This window comes from Sphingomonas sp. S-NIH.Pt3_0716 (assembly GCF_003950715.1).
GTDB classification, from domain to species: domain Bacteria; phylum Pseudomonadota; class Alphaproteobacteria; order Sphingomonadales; family Sphingomonadaceae; genus Sphingobium; species Sphingobium yanoikuyae_A.
In genome coordinates, this window is the sequence record NZ_QLJK01000027.1 from 20709 (window position 1) to 41590 (window position 20882).

Here is a 20882-nt window from a genome sequence, read left to right on the forward strand (position 1 = left end):
CAGATCGGTTGCTCTAATTTTTGGTTTAACGCGTTTTCCGAGTCATCAGGTGATTCTAGCTGATTAGAAAACGCTCTAAACCGGCAGCTCGACCTGCGCGCGCAGCCCGCCATCGGGAGTGCGCACCAGCGACACTCGCCCCTGATGCGCCTGCGCCGCCGACTGGACGATCGACAGGCCGAGGCCGACCCCGCCGGTGCTGCGGTTGCGGGAGGGTTCGCCGCGATAGAAGGGCTCGAAGGCGCGGGCGATATCGGCCTGTTCCATGCCCGGCCCGTCATCCTCGATCGTGACGATCGCCCGCCCCTCGTCGCGCATCACCCGCACCCGCGCGCGATCGCCATATTTGATCGCATTGTCGATCAGGTTGGTGAACAGCCGCTTGAGCAGGATCATGTCACCCGCGATGATGACAGGCTCCGCGCCCGTCAGGGTCACGTCGCGGCCCATGTCGGCGAAATCGTCGACCAGCCCCTCGACCAGCAGGCCAAGGTCGAGCGGCTCCTTGAGGCGGGGGCGATTTTCATTGTCGACGAAATCCAGCGTCGTGCCGATCAGCGCCTCCATCTGGCGAATTTCCTCCTCGGCCGCGATCCGGACCGGCGCGGGCGCCGCGGTGAGGTGGAAATGGAGGCGCGACAGCGGCGTGCGTAGATCATGGGCGATCGCCCCGACGACCGAGGTGCGTTCGCGCACATAGCGGGCAATGCGCGCCTGCATCTCGTTGATCGATTGCGCCGCCAGCCGGATCTCGCTCGGCCCGTCGAGCGGGATCGGCTGTTCCTCCTGCCCTGCCCCCATCCGCTCGGCCGAGGCGGAGAAGGCGCGGATCGGGCGGGTCAGACGCGCGCTGAACCAGAGGCTGAGCGGCACCACCAGCAGGATGCCGACGAGGAAGGCATATTGGCCGAGCAGCCGCCAGAGCGACCGCCCGCCCCGCGCTTCCCGCGTGATCATCCGCCACTGACCGTCGGGCTGGCGGATCGCGGCGGTGAAGGTGCCCAGGATGAAGGGGTCGGCAACGCCATCGGGGCCATAAAGCTGCATCTCCTCGACGAACTGCCCGATCCGCTCGCGATCGCCGGGGTCGAGGCGGATGCGCACATCGGCCGCCGGCAGGCTGAGGCGTCGCGCCAGCAGCGCGGCGATCAGCCGATCGGCCGGGTCGGTCGATGCCGGCGGCGCGGCGGCCTGCCGCACCTCATGCACCACCGGCTCGTCGCGCAGCAGGGGCTGGCCATGGACGATGCGGGCAATCTCATAGACCGACAGCGGCACCCGTTCGGGCGGGATGAAATAGAGCAGCAAAGTGAGGCTGAAGGCGGTCAGCGTCAGGATGACGACCAGGGCCAGCGCCAGCAGATGGGCGTGGATCGAATTGGCCCAGCGCAGGAAGCCCGCCTTCATCCGCGCTGCACCGGCGCCTGGAAGATATAGCCTTCGGACCGCACCGTGTGGATCAGTTCGCCGCGTGCGCGGGTGCCGAGCTTGCGGCGCAAGCGGCTGACCTGGGTGTCGATCGCCCGGTCGAACACATCGGCATCCTCGCCCCGCGCCAGTTCGACCAGCGCGTCGCGGTTCAATATCTGCTGAGGATGCTCGATGAAGGCGAGCAGCAGGGCGAACTCCCCCTCCGACAGGCTGATGATGATGCCGGCGGGATCGCGCAGCACCCGGCGCACCGGATCGAGCTGCCACCCTTCGAAATGATAATGGGCCAGCACCGGCTGGCGGGTTTCGGCGACCGGGCGGCGACGGCGCTGCAGCGCACGGATGCGGGCGAGCAGTTCGCGCGGCGACAGCGGCTTTGGCAGATAATCGTCGGCGCCCATTTCCAGGCCGGTGATCCGGTCGCCCTCCGTCCCCAGCGCCGACACCATGATGATGCCGGCATCCTGCTGTCCCGCCAGCGAACGGGCGATCGACAGCCCGTCCTCGCCCGGCATCATGACGTCGAGGACGATGATGTCGACCGGCTGATGGGCGAGGATGGCCCGCATCGCCGGGCCATCGGCCGCTTCGCTGACGACATAACCTTCCTGCATCAGGAAAGCGCGGACCAGCGCGCGCAGCGACGGATCGTCATCGACGATCAGGATATGCGTGTCGCCCGGCGCGCTGTCGCCTGTCAGCTTCGCTGTCACCCTCATCCCTCCTCTTCCCATTCCGCCCCTTCTAGCCGCCGGCCCGCGCCGGATTTTGTCAGGCCCGACACAAAGGGCGGAATAAGCGCCCGCATTCTGCGCCGATTTTGTCGGCGCTGACAAATTAATCCGCCGCCCCCCTGTTAGAAGGATCGCACAAGAGGACCGGAGCAACCGGGCCGGCAGGGAAGAGGAGTGGGCCGCATGGCGGCAAGCCATCATCATGTCCGTCACTGGAGCCGCCGATCAGCGCTGGGCCTGATCGCCTGCGTGCCGCTGGGGCTGGCGAGCGTCGCCCAGGCCGCCGAATGCGTCGATCCCGCCAGCCTGTCCGCCGCGCAGAAGAGCATGCGCAAGTCGCTGGGCTTTCGCACGTCGAGCGATGCAACCAAACGCTGCGGCCTGTGCGCCTTCTTCACCGCCGCCCAGCCGGGTTGCGGCAAATGCGCGCTGCTGAGCGGCGGCATCGTGCCGGCCGAGGGCGTGTGCGACAGCTGGGCGAAGAAGAGCTGATGGCGAACCCCGCCCGCCAATATGTCTGGGACTTGCCCATCCGCCTGTTTCACTGGGCGCTGGTCGGCCTGATCGGCTTTTCCTGGTGGAGCGCGGAAACCTATCACATGGACTGGCATCGCCTGTCGGGTCAGGCCGTGCTGTTCCTGATCGCCTTTCGCCTGATCTGGGGCCTGATCGGGTCCGGGCCGGCGCGCTTTGCCCAGTTCCTGCGCGGGCCGCGCGCGATCTTCGCCTATCTGACCGGCCGTGCGCCTGCGGCGCCGGGCCATAATCCGCTGGGCGGCTGGAGCGTGGTGGCGATGCTGCTGGCGCTGTCGGTGCAGGTCGGCACCGGCCTGTTCGCGGTCGATATCGACGGCATCGAATCCGGGCCGCTGTCGCATCTGGTCGATTTCGATCAAGGCCGGCTCGCCTCCGACATGCACGGCGTCAGCTTCACCATCCTGCAGGTGCTGATCGGCCTGCATGTCCTGGCGGTGCTGTTCTACCTGCTGGTGCGACGGCGCAACCTGATCGGGCCGATGGTCAGCGGCCGGGCGAAAGTGACCGGCGAGCCGGTGGCGGTGCGGCGCGCGTCGCCTGTCGCCTTCGCCGTCGCCATCCTGCTGGCGGGCAGCCTCGCCTGGTGGGTCTTTGCCGATCCGATGCTGTGACAGACATGAAAGGGACGAGGATGAGGATGCACGATACAGCCCGGATGAAGCGGCCGATCGCGATGCTGGCACTGCTCTGCGCGGCACCGCTGGCGGCCGCGCCCGGCGATATCGTCACCACCCGGATCGCGGGTTTTCGCGAGGTCGGCGCGGCGTTCAAGAATATCAATGACGAGCTGAAATCGGCCACGCCGCAAACCTATGTGATCCAGATTTCGGCGCGGCAGATCCGCGATTATGCGCGCCAGCAGCAGGGCTGGTTCCCGGCCGGCAGCGGCCCGAAGCCCGGCGTCAAGACGGCGGCCAAGCCGGAAATCTGGAGCCAGCCGGCCGCATTCAAGGCGGCACAGGACGGCTTTACCGCGCAGGCCAACAGCTTCGCCACCGTCGCGGCGAGCGGCGACGTGGCGAAGATGCGGGCGGCGGCCAAGACGCTGGGGCAAAGCTGTGGCACCTGCCACCGCAGCTTCCGCGTCGAGGAGAAGCGCTGATGTGGCGCCGGGCGGCCGCGATCCTGTGGCTGGCGCAGCCGACCGCGCTCTGGGCGCAGGCCGCCGACCTGCCGCCCGAGGCCGCGAGCGGCGAACCGCTGCCGACGGGGGTCAGCGTCCGCAAGGTCGGCGCGCAGAGCGTCTATGTCGATGCCCATGGCCGCACCCTCTATGGCATGGACATGCGCGCGGTGACGGGGCGGACCGGGCACCAGCCGCTCTGGTGTTCGGGCGATTGCCTGACCCAATGGACGCCGCTGGCCGCGCCCGCCAAGGCGGAGATCGTGCCTGCACCGCCCGAGTTCGGCGGCGATCGCAAGGCGCCCCGGCTGAAGCAGGACGGCCCCGACTGGATCGTGATGCAGGGGCCGAGCGGGCCGCAATGGGTCTATAAGCGGGTCAATCTGGTCTTCACCCATGTCGGCGAACGGCCCGGCACGATCGGGCATGAGGGCGAGGACGCTCTGGTCTGGAACAGCCTCAAATATGTGCCGGCCGCGCCCAAGATCGACGCGCCGGCCGATGTGACGGCGCGGCTGGTGGACGGGCGCTATCTGCTGGTCGATGGCCAGGACAATTTGCTGGTGACGCATAAGGGCAAGGCCTGTGGCACGGCCTGTGCCGACTGGCGCGTCTTCCCGGCGGGCATGGCGCGGCGGGGCATGGGCGCCTGGACCGTGCGGCCCGATGGCGACCGCGCCCAATGGGCCTATCGCGACCGGCCGGTCTTCACCATCGCGGGCGACGACCCGGCGGACATTCCCGCCGAGGCCGAGCCGCTGATCCCATGACATTTCGCAAGGAGAGGATGATCGTGCAGAATCATCGCAAACTGATCCTGCTGCTGGGCGCGCTGCCACTCGCGGCGTCGGTTTCGGCGCGGGGTGATGCCCCCGCCAAACCCGCAGCGCTGCCCGCGCCGCCGGCCAATGGCGAGATGGGCTTCGTCGTCAGCCATTTCGCGCCCGCCATCTATCAGGGCAAGGAGGATTGCCCGCAGGGCCTGGCCGCCACCCTGCGCGAAAATTACCTGCAGACCCAGCCGGCGGGCGAGCGGGCGCGGCTGCTGGAAAAGGCGAACGAGAAAGAACTGACCGCGCGCTGGACCCGCTATGCCTTCGGGCCCGACAATCTCAACATCTGCACCCATCCCGACAAGTTCGACCGGCCGCCCCAGCGCATGGTTCAAGGCAAGGTCGCGCGGGGTCTGAACCTGGACGATGATGCGGACGGCGCGGCGGCGGACGACAGCTGCGGCCATGCCAATTTTACCGGGCCAGCCGGCGAGCCGGGCGTCGACAACCAGATGTGGCGGGCGATGGGCTGCGTGCGGACCTGGCGCGGGGTCGATGGCACCGGCGGCGACATCGTCAAGGGCCTGACCCAGTTTCTTGTCAGCGGCGAGCATAGCCAAGTGCTGTTGCTCAGCGGCGTCGACAGTCTGGAGAATGATCCCGACGTGACGGTCATCTACGCCAATACCGAGGATCGGGCGGTGGTGGATTCGCGCCAGAATTTCATTCCCGGCGCCAGCTACAGCGTCACCGCCAATGCCGCCCATCGCAATGTGCTGAAAGGGCGGATCGTCAACGGCGTGCTGACCACCGAGCCGGCCCATATCCGCCTGAAGCAGAATTGGGGCCAGGGATCGGAGCGGGACATTCGCGGCCGGCGCAACGAATATGATTTCACCAAAGCGCGGCTGCGCTTCACCTTCCAGCCGGACGGATCGATCAAGGGCATTGTCGGCGGCTATCAGCCGATCTGGAACGTGATGGCCAGCGCCTCGGTCGGTGGCGAGGGCGCGGCGACCACGGCCGGCTATGACTGCGCCGCCATGTATGCGGCGTTGAAGGCGATGGCCGATGGCGATCGCGATCCGGCGACCGGCCAGTGCCGCCGCATTTCGAGCGGCATGGAGGCCTGGGCCGTGCCCGCCTTCGTCACCGACCGTCTGCCCCAGCCCAAGGTGGCGCAGCGATGAGCGGGCCGTTTCGCCACAGGGCGCGCTGGACGCTGTTCGCCGGGTTGCTGCTGAGCGCCTGCACGGTCGAGAAGGCGCCGCAGACCGCCGCCACGCCCGACGCTAGCTTCGCGCCCTTGAAGACGCCGCTGAGCCATGTGGCGGGGATGCGCCGCCTGACCGAAGCGCAATATCGCAACAGCATCGCCGATATCTTCGGCCCCGACATCAAGGTCGCCGGCCGGTTCGAGCCGATCGTGCGGCCGGTGCATGAGCTGATCGCGACCGGCGCCAGCGCATCGACCATCTCGCCCGCCGGACTGGAACAGTTCGATGCGATGGCGCGCAATATCGCCGCGCAGGTGTTTGCGCCGGATCGCCGCGCCCAGTTCATGCCCTGCGCCCCGCGCGACGCGGCCGCGCCCGACGCCGATTGCGCCGCACGCACGCTGATGCCGATCGGCCGTTATCTGTTTCGCCGGCCGATGACGCAGGAAGAGATCGGCGCCTTCGTCATGATGGCGGGCAAGGGCGCTGGCGATGGCCAGGGTTTCTATGACGGGATGCAGCTGGCGCTCGCCGCCATGCTGGTGTCGCCGCAGTTCCTCTACATGATCGAGAGCGCGGAACCCGACCCGGAAGCGTCCGGCAGCCTGCGGCTCGACAACCATGCCCGCGCCGCGCGGCTGAGCTATCTGCTGTGGAACACGACGCCCAATGAGGCGCTGCTGCGCGCGGCCGACGAGGGCAAGCTGACCGATCCGGCCCAGCTTGCGGCGATCGCGCAGAAGATGGTGCGATCACCCCGGCTGGAGGATGGCGTGCGCGCCTTCTTCGCCGACATGCTGTTGTTCGAGAAGTTCGACGAAATGGCCAAGGACCAGATCGTCTATCCCCGCTTCAACCCCGATGTGGCGTCGGCGCTGTCCGAACAGATGCTGCGCATGATCGTCGACCAGCTGGTGACGCGGCAGGGCGATTATCGCGACCTGTTCACCACCCGGCGGACCTTCATCAACCGGGCGCTGGGGCCGCTCTATCAGGCCAAGGTCTCCAGCATGCAGGGCTGGATGCCCTATGAGTTTGCCGATGGCGACGATCGCGCCGGGCTGCTGGGCCAGGCCGGTTTCCTGGCGCTCTATTCCCATTCGGGCCGCAGTTCGCCGACCCTGCGTGGCCGGGCGATCCGCGAACTGCTGCTGTGCCAGCCGGTGCCCAACCCGCCGGGCAACGTCAATTTCACCGCCGTGCAGGATGTCGGCAACAAGGCGATGCCGACCGCCCGCATTCGCCTGAACGCCCATAACAGCGATCCGGTCTGTGCCGCCTGTCACAAGATCACCGATCCGCTAGGCCTGCCGCTGGAGCGGTTCGACGGCATTGGCGCCTTCCGCCGGACCGAGAATGACGCGCCGATCGATACCGCCGGCGTGTTTGAGGGCACGGCCTTCCAGGGCAATGTCGGCCTGGGCCAGGCGCTGGCGGCGAGCAAGTCGACCACCGAATGCGTCGCTGGCCGCGCCTTCCAATATGCAACCGGGCGCATGCCGGAGGATGAGGAGGCGACCGCCATGGCGCTGGAACAGGGTTTTGCCGCCGACGGCTATCGCATCCAGGCGCTGTTCCTGCGGGTCGCGACCATGGCCGATGCCTATCGCGTCAGCACCCCGCCGCTGGCCAAGCCGCAGGTCGCGATGATGACCAGCCCGCATATCCGAGAAGGAGACCACCCATGAGCTTCACCCTCGATCGCCGCACCGCGTTGCGTGGCATGGTCAACGGCATGGCCGTGGCCGTCGGCCTGCCGCTGCTCGACATCTTCCTCGACGGCAACGGCACCGCCATGGCGGCAACCGGCGCGCCGATGCCGATCCGCTTCGGCACCTGGTTCTGGGGGCTGGGCGTCAATCCGCCGCGCTGGTTCCCCAGCGCCGCCGGCAAGGATTATGAGCTGAAGGTCGAACTCGCCTCGATCGAGGCGCTCAAGCACAAGGTCAATATCCTGGGCGACTTCACCCTGCCGCTCGACGGCAAGCCCAACCTGCCGCACATCAGCGGCGGCATCGGCATCCGCACCGGCATGGCGATCGATTCCGACCGGGGCCTGCCGGGGCCGTCCTTCGACGTGTCGATCGGCGACGTGATCGGCACCCGCACCCGCTTCCGTTCGATCGAGCTGTCGGCGACCGGCGATCCGCGCAATTCGCTGTCGGGGCGCGGCAATGGCAATCTCAACCCGGCGGAAGTGTCGCCTGCGGCCCTGTATACAAGACTGTTTGGCGCTGGATTCCATGACCCCAACAGCGCGACCTTCACCCCCGATCCGGCGGTCATGGCGCGGCGCAGTGTCCTGTCCGGCGTGTCCGACCAGCGCCAGGCGCTGGAGGCGCGGCTGGGCGCGGCCGACAGGCAGCGGCTCGACCAGTATTTCACCTCGCTGCGGCAGCTGGAAAACCAGCTCGACGTGCAACTGACCAAGCCGGCACCGATGCAGGCCTGTGTCGTCCCGCCCAAGGTGCCCGACCTGCCCGTCAATGCCGAGATCGAGAATGTCATGCGCAATCACGAGATCATGACCGATCTGCTGGTAATGGCGATGGCGTGCGACAATGTCCGCCTGTTCAACATGAACTTCAACAATGGCGCATCGTCGCTGACGCGGGTGGGCAGCACCATCACCCATCATCAGCTGACCCATGAGGAGGTGCTGGATAACCGGCTGGGCTATCAGCCCGAAGTCACCTTCTATGTCGACAAGTGCATGGAAGCCTGGACCTATTTCATCAAGGCGATGGACGCAGTGAAGGAAGGTGACCGCACCCTGCTGGATAACAGCCTGGTCTTTGCCCATAGCGAGACCGAGTTCGCCAAATTCCACACCATCGACAATATCCCGATGATGACGGCGGGATCGGCCGGCGGACGCATCCATACCGGCCAATATATCACCGGCGACGGATCGCCGGTCAGCCGGGTCGGCCTGACCCTGCAACAGGCGATGGGCGTGCCGGTCGACCGTTGGGGCACGGGCAGTCTGGAGACGAACAAGATCATCCCCGGACTGATCGTCTGATCCCCTATTCGACCCGCGCCGCGTAGAGGCCGTGATGCGACAGCATGAACAGGGTCTTGCCGTCCGGGCCGCCGAACAGCAGCTGTAGCGGCCGTTCGGGCACGTCGATCCGACCGATCGGCTTGCCGTCGGGCGCGTAGACGAAGACCTGGCCGTTGGCGACATAGACCCGCCCCTGCGCGTCGCTCACCACGCCCTCCCCGCCACGATCGGCGAAGGGCTTGAGGTCGGTCAGCGTACCGTTGCCGGCGACCAGCGCGCTGTAAGTGCGGTTTTCCGATCCGTTGGTGACATAGATGCGCTGGCCCGGCTTGCCCTGGACGAAGCCATAGCTGTCGAGCGTGTGGGAGAAGCGCAGGCCGCGATGATCGACCGGTCCCTGGGCAAAGACGCGCCAAGCCGGCAGCGCGATGCTGCCGTCGGGCGAGACATAGGCCTGCGCATTGGATTGGGCGGTATCGCGGGCGAACATCTCGGCGAGCGTGGTGAACTGATAGGTCTTGGGATCGATCTGATCCCTGAACTCGCCATTCACCCACCAGTTGACCGGGAAGATGGTGGCCGCGCTGCCCTGCCCCGCAGGCGTCGCCGGGATGACGCTGACCTGCGTGTCGGGCGCGCCGGAGGTGACGCTGTAGACCGTGCCGTTGCGGCCATAGGAGGAGAGAACGAGCAGATTGCCCGACTTGTCGATGGTCAGGTTCACCGGATCAAGCGCGGCGTCGCGGATCATCTCCAGCCGGCCCGCGTCGGACCAGCGCCAGATGCGCTGGAAGAAGCGGTCGATGAAATAGAGCCGGCCCTGTGCATCCACCGCGCCACCGCCCAACCCATAGAAGCCGTCAGCGAGCTTCCGAACGCTGGCGCCGCCGAAGGTCGAGGGGGCGACCGGATCGGGCTTCGCCGGCACGTCCAGCACGGCGAACTCGCGTTCGCGCACTTCCAGGCCATGGGTGATATCCTGAATGGCGTTTTCGAACGGATATTTGGTGAGGCGCAGGAAGGTGCCGCAGCCATTTTCGTCGCAGGTGCCGACCCCGCTTTCCGCGTTCACATGGACGTTGCGGAAGCGGATGTCGTGGGAATTGTAGAGCGACACGGCGGTCGGCGCGGGCTTGCGCGTGCGGGTGACGCGATAGCCGTGGAAATTGGCGACCAGGATGTTGCGGGAGTCGCGGATTTCGAGCGCGACGGCATCGCCGCTCTCGCCCGCCTCCCCCTCGGTCTGGGGCGCCAGCAATTCCCAGTTGGCGACGCGGTTGAGGCCGATTTCGGTGCGGACATGATGTTCGACCGAGGCCTGGATCAACCGGCCCGGCGTGTCCGTATCGGAGATCAAAATGCCCGGATGGCCGAAGGTGCTGGGGCTCCAGATATTAGCGAAGGTGCCCCCGCCCCCCTGCGTCACCCAGAGGCTGGCATATTGGCCGGCCCAGCGGCGCGATGCGTCGGGATCGGCGGTGGCGTTGTTGTTATAGGGATTGCGCCGGCTGCCATCGAAGGCATCGGTGCCATGGCCGCCCTGGAACTTGACGTCGTTGACCATGGAACTGGCGCCGGCCTTCCACAGCAGGCCGGTCGCGCGCGGATTGGCGCCATTGGTGTCGAGCGCCAGGCCGGCGACGATCGCGTCGCCACCCTGCGCGCTTTCAATGAGCGCCTTGGGCGCGCCGACACCCTGGAAGGCAGGCGTGCCATCGGGCAGGACGATCTGGGTCAGGCTGGGGTGGAGGCCGATCAGCACCGTGTCGGCGCGCAGCCGCAGCGTGTCACTGACCTTGTAGAAGCCGGCAGGGAGGTAGACGACGCGATGGCTGTCGATCGCCTTCTGCAGCACGGCGGTGTCGTCCGTGCTATTGTCGCCCTTCGCCCCCAATGTGCGGACATTCACCCATTCGGCGACGGGCGGCAGCGGGCGAATGGCGGGCGCACCGGGTGCGGGCAGGCTGGCGATCGGCTGCGCCTGCATGTCGGTCTTGTAGTCGCCGATCCGGCCAAGGCCCGGCAGGGTCAGGCCATGGGTGAAGGAGGAGACCTTGTAAGCCTTCCCCTGCCCCGCCACCGTCCGGCCGCTTTCGCGGAAGCGGGCAAAGGTGGGCGTGTTGGCGGCCAGCACATTCTGGAAGCCGACCTGCGTATAGACATTCCTCTCGTTGGAAATGATGACGCCGGCCTTCGAAACATTTTCGAAGCGGACATCCTGGCCCCAGAGCCAGTCGCCATAGCCCCGGTCGATCTCGATCCCGACCGGCACGTTGCGGAAGGCGACATTGAGCAGGGTCAGGCCCGCCTCATGCTCGCGAATGGCGGCGTCGCGCTGTCCCTCGAAGGTCGCATCGACCAGGGCGAAGGGCCAGGCCGGCGAGGTCTTTTCCGCGAGGATGCCATAGCGGCCGCCCTTGAAGTGCAGATCCTCCGCCTCGTTGGCGACATGGTAGAGGCCCGCGAGGCCCGATCCGATGTCGAAATCGACATGGCTGACGAAACTGTGCTGGGCGGAATGGAAGCGGATCGCGGTCGCCGCCGGATTGCCGTCCATGATGCGGAAATCGATATTGCCGAGCGCGGAATAGAAGGTGCCCGGATTGGCGTCGGCAATTGTCTTGTCGAACGGCACGCTGCCGGCCGGCGGGAAGGCGGCGGGCCAGCTGTCCTTGTCGGTCTGACGCTTGCCACCGGTGAAGATCAGCATATGGGCGACGCCGCGCTGGAAACCGGGCGTGTTGGTGCCGAGCAGGATCGTCGGGCGCTGGGCGCCGATGCCGAAGATGCGCACGCCCGGCCACAGGAACAGGGTGCGGCTGATGCGATAGGTGCCCTGGGGCAGGAAGACGATGCCGCCGCCGGGCGTCGCGGCGGCGGCGTCGAGCGCCTGCTGGATCGCGGCGCTGTCATCGGCGCGGCCATCACCCACGCCCTTGACCGTCACGGCCCGCGCATCGTCGGGCATGGCGGTATAGACGGACGGAGACGCGAAAGCCGGCTGCGCCGCCATCAGACATAGCAACACCGACGCACAGGCTCCACTCAATCCACGATACATCAGCCAGGCTCCGTAAAAAGAAGATGTCCCGGCCGTGCAGGACCGGGACAAGTTTGGGGGGGAGAGATGTTATGTTTTATCAGAAATTGAAGCGGAAACCGGCGCGGTAGATGCGGCCCAGCGTGTCGTAGAGCGCCGGGTTGATATCGAGACCAGTGTTGGTCTGGGGCGAGGCGACCGGATCCTTGTCGAACAGATTGTCGACCTTGCCATAGAGGGACACACGGTCGCTGAACTTGAAGGTGGCGCCGATGTCGACATAGAAGGCCCCCTTCATCTTGTTATAATCGATGGTCGGGTGGTTCGCGGTCGAGGTAGGGCAGGACGACTGGCAGACCACATATTGATTGCCGAAGGTGCCGTCGCTGATCCAGCGTTCCTGCACCGTCAGGCTGAACTTGCCGCTGTCATAGGTCTGCACCGCCAGCCATTTCCAGTCGGGCGTGTTGCCGTTGTTGGCGCCGGCCTGATCGACCGGATCGACACCGGCAATGCCAGCCTCCACAATGAACTTGCGAATATGGGTGCCCAGCGCCCGGACGGTGAAGTTGCCTGGCAGGCCCAAGGGCTGCTGCCACTGATAGCTCGCCTCGATATCGAAGCCGCTGGTCCGCCAGGAGGCCAGGTTGAACGGCTGGACATTGATATAGTTGAGGCTGGGATTGGCATTGTCGAGGCTGAAGCCGCCACAGAAGGCCTGATTGCCGTCATAGCAGAACTGGACGATCTGCTGTGCCGACAGGCTGGAGACGACGCCCTTCAGCTTGATGTCATAATAGTCGAACGACAGGCTGAGGCCCGGCAGCCAGGAGGGACGCGCCAGCACGATGCCGATTTCGGTGTTGCGGGCGATTTCCGGCTTCAGATTGGGGTTGCCGATGGTGTTCTGGAATGCCTGAACCGCTGCGCCCTGGAAGGGATCGCTGAAGTTCGGCAGGGTCGTGACGGTCGGCGCGGCGAACAGTTCCGACAGGTTGGGCGCACGGACGTCACGCGAGGTGACGGCGCGCAGGCGGATGCCGTCGAGCGGCGTGTCCCAGGTGCCGCCGACCTTCCACGCCCAGACCGTGCCCGACGTGCTGTAATGGGTGCCACGGCCCGCGGCGTTCAGATTGGCGCGGCCGACCGCTTCGCTGTCGAACAACGGCATGTCGATTTCCACGAAACCTTCATAGACTTCATATTTGCCGCGACCATTCTTGTAATTGCCGGCCGCCCAGTTGCTGCCCTGCGCACCGTTCAGCAGCGGGTCGGCGGGATAATCGGCGCTGTTCGGGCTGAGATCGGACACGCCCGCGCCATAGGGGTCGGCGTTCACGCGGTAATATTCGCGGCGATATTCGGCACCGAAGGCGACCGACAGCGGCCCTGCCCACAATTCCACCGGATTGCCCGAGAAGTTGAGGCTGGCGACGTCCTGGGTCAGCTTGGTGTGCTGGAACGGGCCATTGTCATGCGGCGCGACATAGGCGAGCGCGGCCGCCGAGGGGGTGAAACCGCCGAAGATGTTGATCGGCTGGCAACCGAGCGCGCGGGCGGCCGGATCGGCGCAGACGATCGCGCCGTTCAGTTCGATCGCATTGGCCGCTGCGGCATAGCGGTTCTGCAGCACGATATCCTTCACCCGGATGTCCGAGATGGTGATGCCATGCTCATAATAGGCGTCATAATTCCAGTCGGTGCCGGCCGCGCCGAACTTGCCCTTGGCGCCGGCGACGAAGCGATATTGCTTGCGATCGGTATAGACCTGCGGATCGGGGAAGGCGGCGTTGGACGACCCGAAGCCGAAGGAGGTGATGCCGGCGGTGGCGCACTGGTCGCGCACCGACTGGGGCAGATAGGGGTTGGAACATTGGACGGTCAGGTTGGCGCGGCCATAGCCGGGGCTAGGCTGGTTGTTGGTCTTCACCTGCGCGACATTGACCGTGACATAGGCTTCGTTGTTGTCGGCGAAATCATAGCCGATCCGGCCATAGCCGTTGATGCGTTCCAGCGAGGATTTGAGCGAGGCGCCCGAGCCGGGTGCGCCCGACAGGTCGCCGCCCTCGCAGAAGCTGTTGCCGCGATAGCAGTTGGTGACCGCGCCGGTGCCGGTCGGCGTGCCGTTCGAGCCATAGTTGAACTGATAGGGATTGCCATTCTGGTCGAAGGCGATGCCCTGCAGCGGGCCATTGTTGATCAGGCCGTAGCGGGCATATTGATAGGGCTGGGCATAATCGCGGTAATTATATTGCGGCAGGCCATTGTTGGTCTGGCCGGTGTTCATCAGCGTGGTGGCGCGATACCAGTTGCGGCTGCCCGCGAGATCGGTGCCGAAGTCGCCGGCGCCCACGCCCCCTTCATGGTCATATTCGCCGCTGACCACGACATGCAGACGATCGTCCATGAAGGATTTGCCATAGGCGGCCTGGACCAGCGCGGTTTCGTCATCGCCATATTTGGTGATGCTGCCCAGGATATTGCCCTTGAAGCCTTCGAAATGGGTGTCGGTGATGAAGTTGACCACGCCGCCGACCGCGTCCGAGCCGTAGGAGGCCGAGGCACCGCCGGTGACGACGTCGACGCGCTTCACCAGCAGCTGCGGGAACATGGAAATGTCGGGCACGCCGGTGACATTGGCGCCAACGACGCGCTGGCCGTCGAGCAGGGTCAGGGTGCGGATCGCGCCCAGGCCACGCAGCGAGAAGGAGCTGAGGCCCTGCTGGCCGCTGGAGGTGGAGAAGGTGCCGGTGGCGGCGCCGGTCGAGCCTTGCAGCGAGGGCAGCTGGGCGATGGTGTTGAAGATGTTGGGCTGGGCGTTGTTGGCGATCTGCTCCTCACCGATGACGGTGGTGGGCGTCGGCGCATTGAAGCCGCTGGTGGTGATGCGCGATCCGGTGACGATGATGTCGGCGCTCTGTGCGGCCGGCGCATCGCTCGTCTGGGCCTGCGGCGCGGGTTCGGCCGCCGGTTCGGTCTGGGCCTGGGCGGTGCCGGCCAGCGCCATGATGGCGACGGCGGCCAGGCTGACGCCCGCCATATGCCGATGGATTGCGATCTGCACGTTCATTCCTCTTCCCCTCTTGTCACCAGGCGCCCTCCCGGCGTCGGCGCGCCCATGGCGGGCTATTGTGTGAGTATTAATCCCGAGCGGTCGCCACCGCACTTACGACATAGGTCGTAGGTGGGGGCGAACCGTCGCTTTTTCAGGGCTTTGCGGCGTAGAGCGCGTGGTGCGTCAGGATGAAAAGCGTGCGCTTGTCGGGGCCGCCGAACAGGATCTGGAGCGGCCGGTCGGGCACGTCGATCCGGCCGGTTTCCTTGCCGTCGGGGCCGTAGACGAAGATCTGGCCATTGGCGACGAACACCCTGCCCTGCCCGTCCACCGCGACGCTTTCGCCGCCGCGATTGGCGAAGGGCTTCAGCGCCGTCAGCGTGCCGCCTGCGCCCACCGTTCCGCTATAGATGATATTTTCCGACCCATTGGTGACGAACAAGCGATCGCCGATCTTGCCGGAAACGAAGCCATTGGCGTTGAGGCCATCGGACCAGCGCCAGCCGGTGTGATCGATCGGCCCCTGCTGCCAGACGCGGAAGGCCGGCAAGGACAGGCTGCCGTCGGGTGAGACATATTCCTTGGCCTTGGGCGTGCCGACGTCACGGGCGAACATTTCGGCCAGCGTCGTGAACTCGTAGGTCTTGGGGTCGAGCTGGTCGCGAAACTCGCCATTATTCCACCAGTTGACCGGCAGCAGCGTCTTAGCCGGGCCAGTGCTGCGCACCGGGGTCGGCTGGATCAGCGTCAGCGCGTCCTTGGGGCCGGCGGGGTCGAACGAATAGGCGCCGCCCTTCGCGCCGAGCGAGGACAGGACCATGACATGGCCCGAAGCGTCGATGGCGAGATTGACCGGATCGAGCGCATGGTCGCGGACGATCTCCAGCCCCTTGCCTTCGCTCCAGCGGTGGATGCGCTGGAAACGGCGGTCGATGAAATAGAGCGCCCCCTGCGCATCGACAGCAGCGCCGGAGATGGACCAGAAGCCATCTTCCAGCTTCTCGACCTTGGTGCCGGACGGTGCGACCGCAGGGACGGCACTACCGGCCGGGCCAATATCCAGTGCGGCAAACTCACGCTCGCGCACCAGCAGCTTGCGGCTGACATCCTCGATCGCATTGTCGAACGGATATTTGCTGGCCCGCAGGAAGGTGCCGCAGCCCTCATCGTCGCAGGTGGCATAGCCGCTCTCGCCATTCACATGGACGTTGCGGAAGCGAATATTGCCGGAGTTGGTGATCTTCACCGCGCTCTTTTCCGGCGCATAGGTGCGGGTGACGCGATAGCCATGATAATTGGCGAACAGCAGATTGCTGGAGTTGCGAATGTCGAGCGAGATGGCGTCGGGGCCGTCATCGACTTCCTGTTCGGTCTGGGGTGCCAGGAACTCCCAATTATGGACGTTGTCGAGCACGAATTCGTTGCGGGCATGATGTTCGACCGACATTTCATAGACATGGCCGGGCGTGTCGGTGTCGGTGATGTAGAAGCCCGCCTGCGCGAAGCTGTTGGGGCTCCACACGTCGGCGAAGGTGCCGCCGCCCCCGTCCGTCACCCAGATGCTGGGATATTGGGCATCGAGCCGGCTATCGGTGACCGGATCGCCGGTGTTGACGCGCAGCGTGCCGAGCATCTTGCCATCGGCGGTGGGCGTGCCGCCGCCGCCCATGATCTTGACGTCCTCGACCAGGCTCTGCTCGCCCGAACGCCAGAGCAGGGCGGAGGCGCGCGGGTTCACCCGGCCGGTGAAGAGGCCGAGGCCCGAGAGGATATTGTCGCCGCCCTTGCGGCTTTCGAGGATCGGCAGGACCGGACCGAGGCCGGCATGATTGGGGTTGTTGTCCGGGATGAAGAGTTGGGTGATGGCCGGGTGCAGGCCGATGAGGATGCTGTCTGGGCGCAGGGTCAGCTTGTCCGTCACCTTGTAGAAGCCGGTCGGGAAATAGAGGATGCGATTGGCGTCGATCGCCTTTTGCAGGGCGGTGGTGTCATCCGCCTTGCCGTCGCCGATCGCGCCCAGGGTGCGGACATTGACCCACTGGTCCATCGGCGGCAGGTCGCGGATCGCGGACGCGCGCGGCGCGGGCATGGCGGAGAGCGGCTGGATGTCGAAGGTGGTGGCATAGTCGCCCGTGTGGCCGAGCGCGGGGACGGCGAGGCCATAGGAGAAATTGGCGACCTTATAGGCCTTGCCCTTGCCGTCGATCGTCCTGCCGCTGTCGCGGAAGCGGGCGAAGACCGGGCTGTTGACCGCCAGGGCGTTTTCGAATCCGACCTGGGTGAAGACATTCTTCTCGTTCGAGATGACGACGCCGGCCTTCGACACATTTTCGAACCGGACATCCTTGCCCCAGAGGCTGTCGCTGTAGCCGCGGTCGATCTCGATCCCGACCGGCGTGTTCCTGATCGCGACGTTGACGAGGGTAAGGTCGACCTCATGCTCGCGGATCGCCGCGTCGCGCTGGCCGTCGAAGCTGGAGTCCAGCAGGGTGAACTGCCAGGCGGGCGAGGTCTTTTCGGTGACGATGCCATAGCGGCCGCCCTGAAAATGGACATTCTCGATCACGTTCCCGGCCTGATAGACGCCGGCAAAGGCGGTGCCGAGACGGAATTCCATATGGCTCAAGAAAGCATGCTGGGCCATGCGGAAACGCACGCCGGCCGCGGCCGGATTGCCCGCGCCGATCTCGATATCGACATTGCTCATCGACGAATAGAAGGTGCCCGAATTAGCGTCGCGAACGATCTTGTCGCGCGGCACCACGGTCGGCACCGGGACGGGCACCTTGCCGACCTGATATTGATCGCCGCCCGCGAAGATCACCATGGTCGACACGCCCTGCTGGAAGCCCGGCGTGTTGGCGCCGAGCAACAGCACCGGCCGGGTCGGGCCAACGCCATAGACGCGCACGCCCGCCGGCACGATCAGCGAGCGGGTGATGCGATAGGTGCCGGACGGCAGGAAGACGATGCCATGGCCGGTCGTATCGCGGGCCTGATCGAGCGCCTGCTGGATCGCGGCGCTGTCATCGGCGCGGCCATCGCCGACGGCCTTCACCGTCACGGCATGGGGCTCGGCCGGCGCGACCGGGAAGACCGAGGTCGTCGCGGCGAAGGCCGGTGCCCCAAGCGTTGTTGCCGCCAGCAAAGCCGCGATCATGCTGCGTCCGATCATGTCCGCCTCCCATCCTCATTTTTATAGATGGTGCATGGCTAGGGGAGCGGTCGCGGCTTGGCACTTGCGACAAAGGTCGTAGTTTTCCTGTGGGGTGGCGCGGCCTTATAGCGGGAAAACCAATCCCCCTGCCCCAGCGACCAAGGACGCCCGCTTGCCGATTTCCGCCGACCCTGCCCCCGTTTCGCCCAAAGCCGTCGGACGCGCCGTCATCGTCATGGGGGTCAGCGGCTGTGGCAAGTCGACGCTGGGCGCGATGCTGGCGCAGGCGCTGGACTGCCCCTTCCTGGAGGGGGACAGCTATCATTCGGCGGCGGCGGTGGAAAAGATGCGCGGCGGGGAAGCGCTGACCGACGAAGATCGCTGGCCCTGGCTCGACCGGCTGGGCGCGGCGATCGCCGGGACGGTGGCGGCGCAGGGCGTGGCGGTCGCCGCCTGCTCCGCATTGAAGCGCGCCTATCGCGACCGGCTGCGCGCGGCGATCGGCGTGCCGGTGCATTTCATCCTGCTCGACAATGACCGCGACGAACTACTGGCGCGGCTGGGCAACCGGCCGGGCCATTATATGCCCGCCAGCCTGCTCGACAGCCAGCTCGCCACGCTGGAACCGCCGCTGCCCGAGGAAGGCGCGATGATCCTGACCACCAATGTCCCGGCGAGCGAACTGCGCGACCGGGCGCTGGCCTGGCTGGGATAAGGGCACACCGACGCGACAGTTGAAAGTTCATAGTATCGATAACCAGCGATGGCGGGCCGAAAATAGGCGTAATGCGCCTGTCACACGCCGACGAAGCGCCAGTGACGCGACACTGGCGCGCTTTCCAAGCGACAGTCAGGCGACAGTGAAGCGACAGCAAGGCGACAGTCGGACCGGCGCCGGGCGGCGCGCGCGACGCCGAATAGCGAACCGACGAAAGGCGTGATGGCGGAAGAGCGGCCTGTTCCATCAGACAGGATAGATCAGAGAAAGGCCAAGTAGGAAAGCGCCGCCAGACGACCGCAGGCGACCAATGTCGGACATTCCTCCCCGGAACGGGGAGGTGGCAGCGCGAAGCGCTGACGGAGGGGCAGGAGCCTATTAGTGCTGCGCTATTGGGCTTGTGCCCCTCCACCGCCTGCGGCGGTCCCCCTCCCCAAGCAAGCTTGGGGAGGAATTGGGTCGCGCGCGGCTTAACGATAGCGGCCCATCGTCACCTTGAGCCAGACCGGCTTGTCGATGATGTTGAGGCCATAATCGGTCTGGTCGCCGTTCCAGATGCGATCGAAGACCCAGTTGTCGCCTTCGAAATGGCCTTCCTCGACCTTCACGATCATGCCGTTGGCCGGGGCGCCTTCGCGCGAGCCGAACTGGACGCGGACATGGTCGCCGGTGAAGAGAAATTCATTGGCCGAAAGCTGCGCCACGACCATGCCGCCGACCATCGCCTTGTCCCAGGCCGGGGTGTCGGCATTGGGGAACCATTCGCGCTGGCCGAACTGCCACTGGCCAAAGCTGGCCGTGACCGTCCAGTCGCCCATGGTGGTGCTGAGCGGCGTGCCGTCGTCCGGCCGCGCCGCGCCCCAGGTCGGGTGGGCGAAGGCGATCTTCGCCCAGGGGCGCATGGCCGCGCCGAGCACGCCGAATTTGGATGCGAAGGCGTGGATGGTCGCATCGTCGAAGCTCTTGGCGCCGAGCGGATAGTTGAAATAATCAGCATCATCCATGCCGAAGGGCGAGAAGCCGATCGCCCCGCGTCCCAGCGCCGACCAGAAATAGCGGGCATATTCGGCGGCATTGCCGATTTCGGGCACCATCAGCGCATTGTCGGGCCTTGTGTAGAGATCGAGATGCTTGAAGACGTTACGGCTGCCCCGGTCATAAATGTCGGGCGCGGCGAGATCGAGCGAGGGTGCCGCCGCCTTCCAGATGTCGATCACGTCGCCCTGCGGCCCGCCACTCGACACGCTCATCGGGTCGACCGGCTTGTAGGGATCGGTCAGCGAGGCGTTCACATACATGGGCAGCGGCTTGATCGCCTTGCCGGCCTTGGCCAGTTCCTCGATATAGCGGGCGGTGTACCAGGTATTGAAAGTGCGATCGGCGGTGTCGCCGAACACGCTCTTCCAGTTGCCCGCCGGCTTCTTGAGCGCACGGGTCAGTTCGGCCGGGACCGGGCCGTCGAACAGTTTCTGCGCGGTGGCGCTGAAGTCACGGGGATTCTGGTAGCTGCCGACCTCATTTTCGGGCTGCACCATGATGACCGTATTCTGCGCATCATGATCGCGCACATAGGTCATGAGCTTCAAAAAGGCGCGCTTGTCCGCTGCCAGCGTGGCCGCGCCATGGGGCGAGAGCACGCCATGATCCTTGCCATCGGCGGTCTTCATGCGCGGGAAGCGACGATTGTCGAGCTTCACCCAGTCGGGGGTATAGGCAAGGCCGGTATTCTTCCAGGCGCCGAACCAGAGGAGGACGATGCGCTTGTCATGGGCACGCGCCTCGTCAAGCAGGGTCTGGACGAAGCTGTAGTCGAACTGGCCTTCCTTGGGTTCCAGCTGTTCCCAGGCGACCGGCACTTCGACGGTATTGGCATGGATGCTGTCGAGCCGATCCCAGACCTGCTTCAGCGGGGCGGCATAATTGCTGCTGTTATTGACCTGGCCACCCAGCATCAGGAAGGGCGCGCCGTCGACGATCAGGGCATGGCGGCCATTCTTGCTCTCGATATGCGGCACTTGTCCGCCATTCTGGGCGAGCGCGGGGGTTGCGAGCAGCATGGCGCCCGTGAGCAGGGGAAGAAGATTGCGCAT

General features: G+C 65.8%; 14 protein-coding genes. 8 read left to right on the forward strand and 6 right to left on the reverse strand.

The window, feature by feature from the left end; genetic code table 11:
• Positions 1–75: 75 nt before the first annotated feature.
• Together BRX37_RS19775 and BRX37_RS19780 are read right to left on the reverse strand one after the other, a co-directional pair.
• Positions 76–1407 (reverse strand): sensor histidine kinase, encoded by a 1332-nt coding sequence (locus tag BRX37_RS19775; RefSeq protein ID WP_125988900.1) that lies wholly within the window; start codon positions 1405–1407, stop codon positions 76–78.
• Positions 1404–2150, reverse strand: a complete 747-nt coding sequence (locus BRX37_RS19780; RefSeq protein WP_206434189.1) for a response regulator — start codon at positions 2148–2150, stop codon at positions 1404–1406. Before BRX37_RS19780 ends, BRX37_RS19775 begins: the two co-directional genes overlap by 4 nt.
• Positions 2151–2348: 198 nt before the next feature.
• Between BRX37_RS19780 and BRX37_RS19785 the strand changes: the two genes are divergently transcribed.
• The 7 genes from BRX37_RS19785 to BRX37_RS19815 are packed head-to-tail and all read left to right on the forward strand — an operon-like array spanning position 2349 to position 8840.
• Positions 2349–2657 carry a high-potential iron-sulfur protein gene (locus BRX37_RS19785; RefSeq protein WP_125988905.1) on the forward strand — a complete coding sequence of 103 codons (309 nt, stop codon included), beginning with the start codon at positions 2349–2351 and terminating at the stop codon, positions 2655–2657.
• The gene (locus BRX37_RS19790; RefSeq protein WP_125988907.1) at positions 2657–3313 is read left to right on the forward strand and encodes a cytochrome b/b6 domain-containing protein; all 657 of its coding nucleotides are present in this window, start codon (positions 2657–2659) and stop codon (positions 3311–3313) included. The genes BRX37_RS19785 and BRX37_RS19790 overlap by 1 nt, the downstream gene beginning before the upstream one ends.
• A gap of 26 nt (positions 3314–3339) precedes the next feature.
• Positions 3340–3804 carry a c-type cytochrome gene (locus BRX37_RS19795; protein WP_125988908.1) on the forward strand — a complete coding sequence of 155 codons (465 nt, stop codon included), beginning with the start codon at positions 3340–3342 and terminating at the stop codon, positions 3802–3804.
• Complete coding sequence (locus BRX37_RS19800; RefSeq protein WP_125988910.1) at positions 3804–4595, forward strand: COG4315 family predicted lipoprotein; 792 nt, start codon at positions 3804–3806, stop codon at positions 4593–4595. Before BRX37_RS19795 ends, BRX37_RS19800 begins: the two co-directional genes overlap by 1 nt.
• 17 nt (positions 4596–4612) lie before the next feature.
• Positions 4613–5788: a hypothetical protein gene (locus BRX37_RS19805; protein ID WP_125988912.1), complete on the forward strand. Its 1176-nt coding sequence runs from the start codon at positions 4613–4615 to the stop codon at positions 5786–5788.
• Complete coding sequence (locus BRX37_RS19810) at positions 5785–7503, forward strand: DUF1592 domain-containing protein (RefSeq protein WP_125988914.1); 1719 nt, start codon at positions 5785–5787, stop codon at positions 7501–7503. Before BRX37_RS19805 ends, BRX37_RS19810 begins: the two co-directional genes overlap by 4 nt.
• The gene (locus BRX37_RS19815) at positions 7500–8840 is read left to right on the forward strand and encodes a DUF1552 domain-containing protein (protein ID WP_010338474.1); all 1341 of its coding nucleotides are present in this window, start codon (positions 7500–7502) and stop codon (positions 8838–8840) included. Before BRX37_RS19810 ends, BRX37_RS19815 begins: the two co-directional genes overlap by 4 nt.
• A gap of 4 nt (positions 8841–8844) precedes the next feature.
• On the opposite strand, the gene BRX37_RS19820 is transcribed toward BRX37_RS19815, so the two are convergent.
• The 3 genes from BRX37_RS19820 to BRX37_RS19830 all read right to left on the reverse strand — a co-directional run bounded on the left by BRX37_RS19820 (position 8845) and on the right by BRX37_RS19830 (position 18092).
• Entirely contained in the window at positions 8845–11883 is a 3039-nt protein-coding gene (locus BRX37_RS19820) for a glycosyl hydrolase family 28-related protein (protein ID WP_125988916.1), read from the reverse strand.
• Positions 11884–11962: 79 nt separating this feature from the next.
• Positions 11963–14932, reverse strand: coding sequence for a TonB-dependent receptor plug domain-containing protein (locus BRX37_RS19825; protein WP_125988918.1), 2970 nt, complete (start codon positions 14930–14932; stop codon positions 11963–11965).
• A 136-nt stretch (positions 14933–15068) separates the two neighbouring features.
• Positions 15069–18092, reverse strand: coding sequence for a glycosyl hydrolase family 28-related protein (locus BRX37_RS19830; RefSeq protein WP_125988920.1), 3024 nt, complete (start codon positions 18090–18092; stop codon positions 15069–15071).
• A gap of 154 nt (positions 18093–18246) precedes the next feature.
• Here BRX37_RS19830 and BRX37_RS19835 point away from each other — a divergent pair, with 154 nt between their 5' ends.
• The gene (locus tag BRX37_RS19835) at positions 18247–18789 is read left to right on the forward strand and encodes a gluconokinase (RefSeq protein ID WP_097384450.1); all 543 of its coding nucleotides are present in this window, start codon (positions 18247–18249) and stop codon (positions 18787–18789) included.
• A gap of 473 nt (positions 18790–19262) precedes the next feature.
• Here the strand turns inward: BRX37_RS19835 and BRX37_RS19840 are convergent, their stop codons facing one another.
• Positions 19263–20882 carry a DUF5597 domain-containing protein gene (locus tag BRX37_RS19840; RefSeq protein WP_125988922.1) on the reverse strand — a complete coding sequence of 540 codons (1620 nt, stop codon included), beginning with the start codon at positions 20880–20882 and terminating at the stop codon, positions 19263–19265.

Coding starts and splice junctions, on each gene's coding strand:
- BRX37_RS19775 (WP_125988900.1), bottom strand. CDS start 1,407: ATGAAGGCGGGCTTCCTGCGCTGGGCCAATTCGATCCACGCCCATCTG.
- BRX37_RS19780 (WP_206434189.1), bottom strand. CDS start 2,150: ATGAGGGTGACAGCGAAGCTGACAGGCGACAGCGCGCCGGGCGACACG.
- BRX37_RS19785 (WP_125988905.1), top strand. CDS start 2,349: ATGGCGGCAAGCCATCATCATGTCCGTCACTGGAGCCGCCGATCAGCG.
- BRX37_RS19790 (WP_125988907.1), top strand. CDS start 2,657: ATGGCGAACCCCGCCCGCCAATATGTCTGGGACTTGCCCATCCGCCTG.
- BRX37_RS19795 (WP_125988908.1), top strand. CDS start 3,340: ATGCACGATACAGCCCGGATGAAGCGGCCGATCGCGATGCTGGCACTG.
- BRX37_RS19800 (WP_125988910.1), top strand. CDS start 3,804: ATGTGGCGCCGGGCGGCCGCGATCCTGTGGCTGGCGCAGCCGACCGCG.
- BRX37_RS19805 (WP_125988912.1), top strand. CDS start 4,613: ATGATCGTGCAGAATCATCGCAAACTGATCCTGCTGCTGGGCGCGCTG.
- BRX37_RS19810 (WP_125988914.1), top strand. CDS start 5,785: ATGAGCGGGCCGTTTCGCCACAGGGCGCGCTGGACGCTGTTCGCCGGG.
- BRX37_RS19815 (WP_010338474.1), top strand. CDS start 7,500: ATGAGCTTCACCCTCGATCGCCGCACCGCGTTGCGTGGCATGGTCAAC.
- BRX37_RS19820 (WP_125988916.1), bottom strand. CDS start 11,883: ATGTATCGTGGATTGAGTGGAGCCTGTGCGTCGGTGTTGCTATGTCTG.
- BRX37_RS19825 (WP_125988918.1), bottom strand. CDS start 14,932: ATGAACGTGCAGATCGCAATCCATCGGCATATGGCGGGCGTCAGCCTG.
- BRX37_RS19830 (WP_125988920.1), bottom strand. CDS start 18,092: ATGATCGGACGCAGCATGATCGCGGCTTTGCTGGCGGCAACAACGCTT.
- BRX37_RS19840 (WP_125988922.1), bottom strand. CDS start 20,882: ATGCGCAATCTTCTTCCCCTGCTCACGGGCGCCATGCTGCTCGCAACC.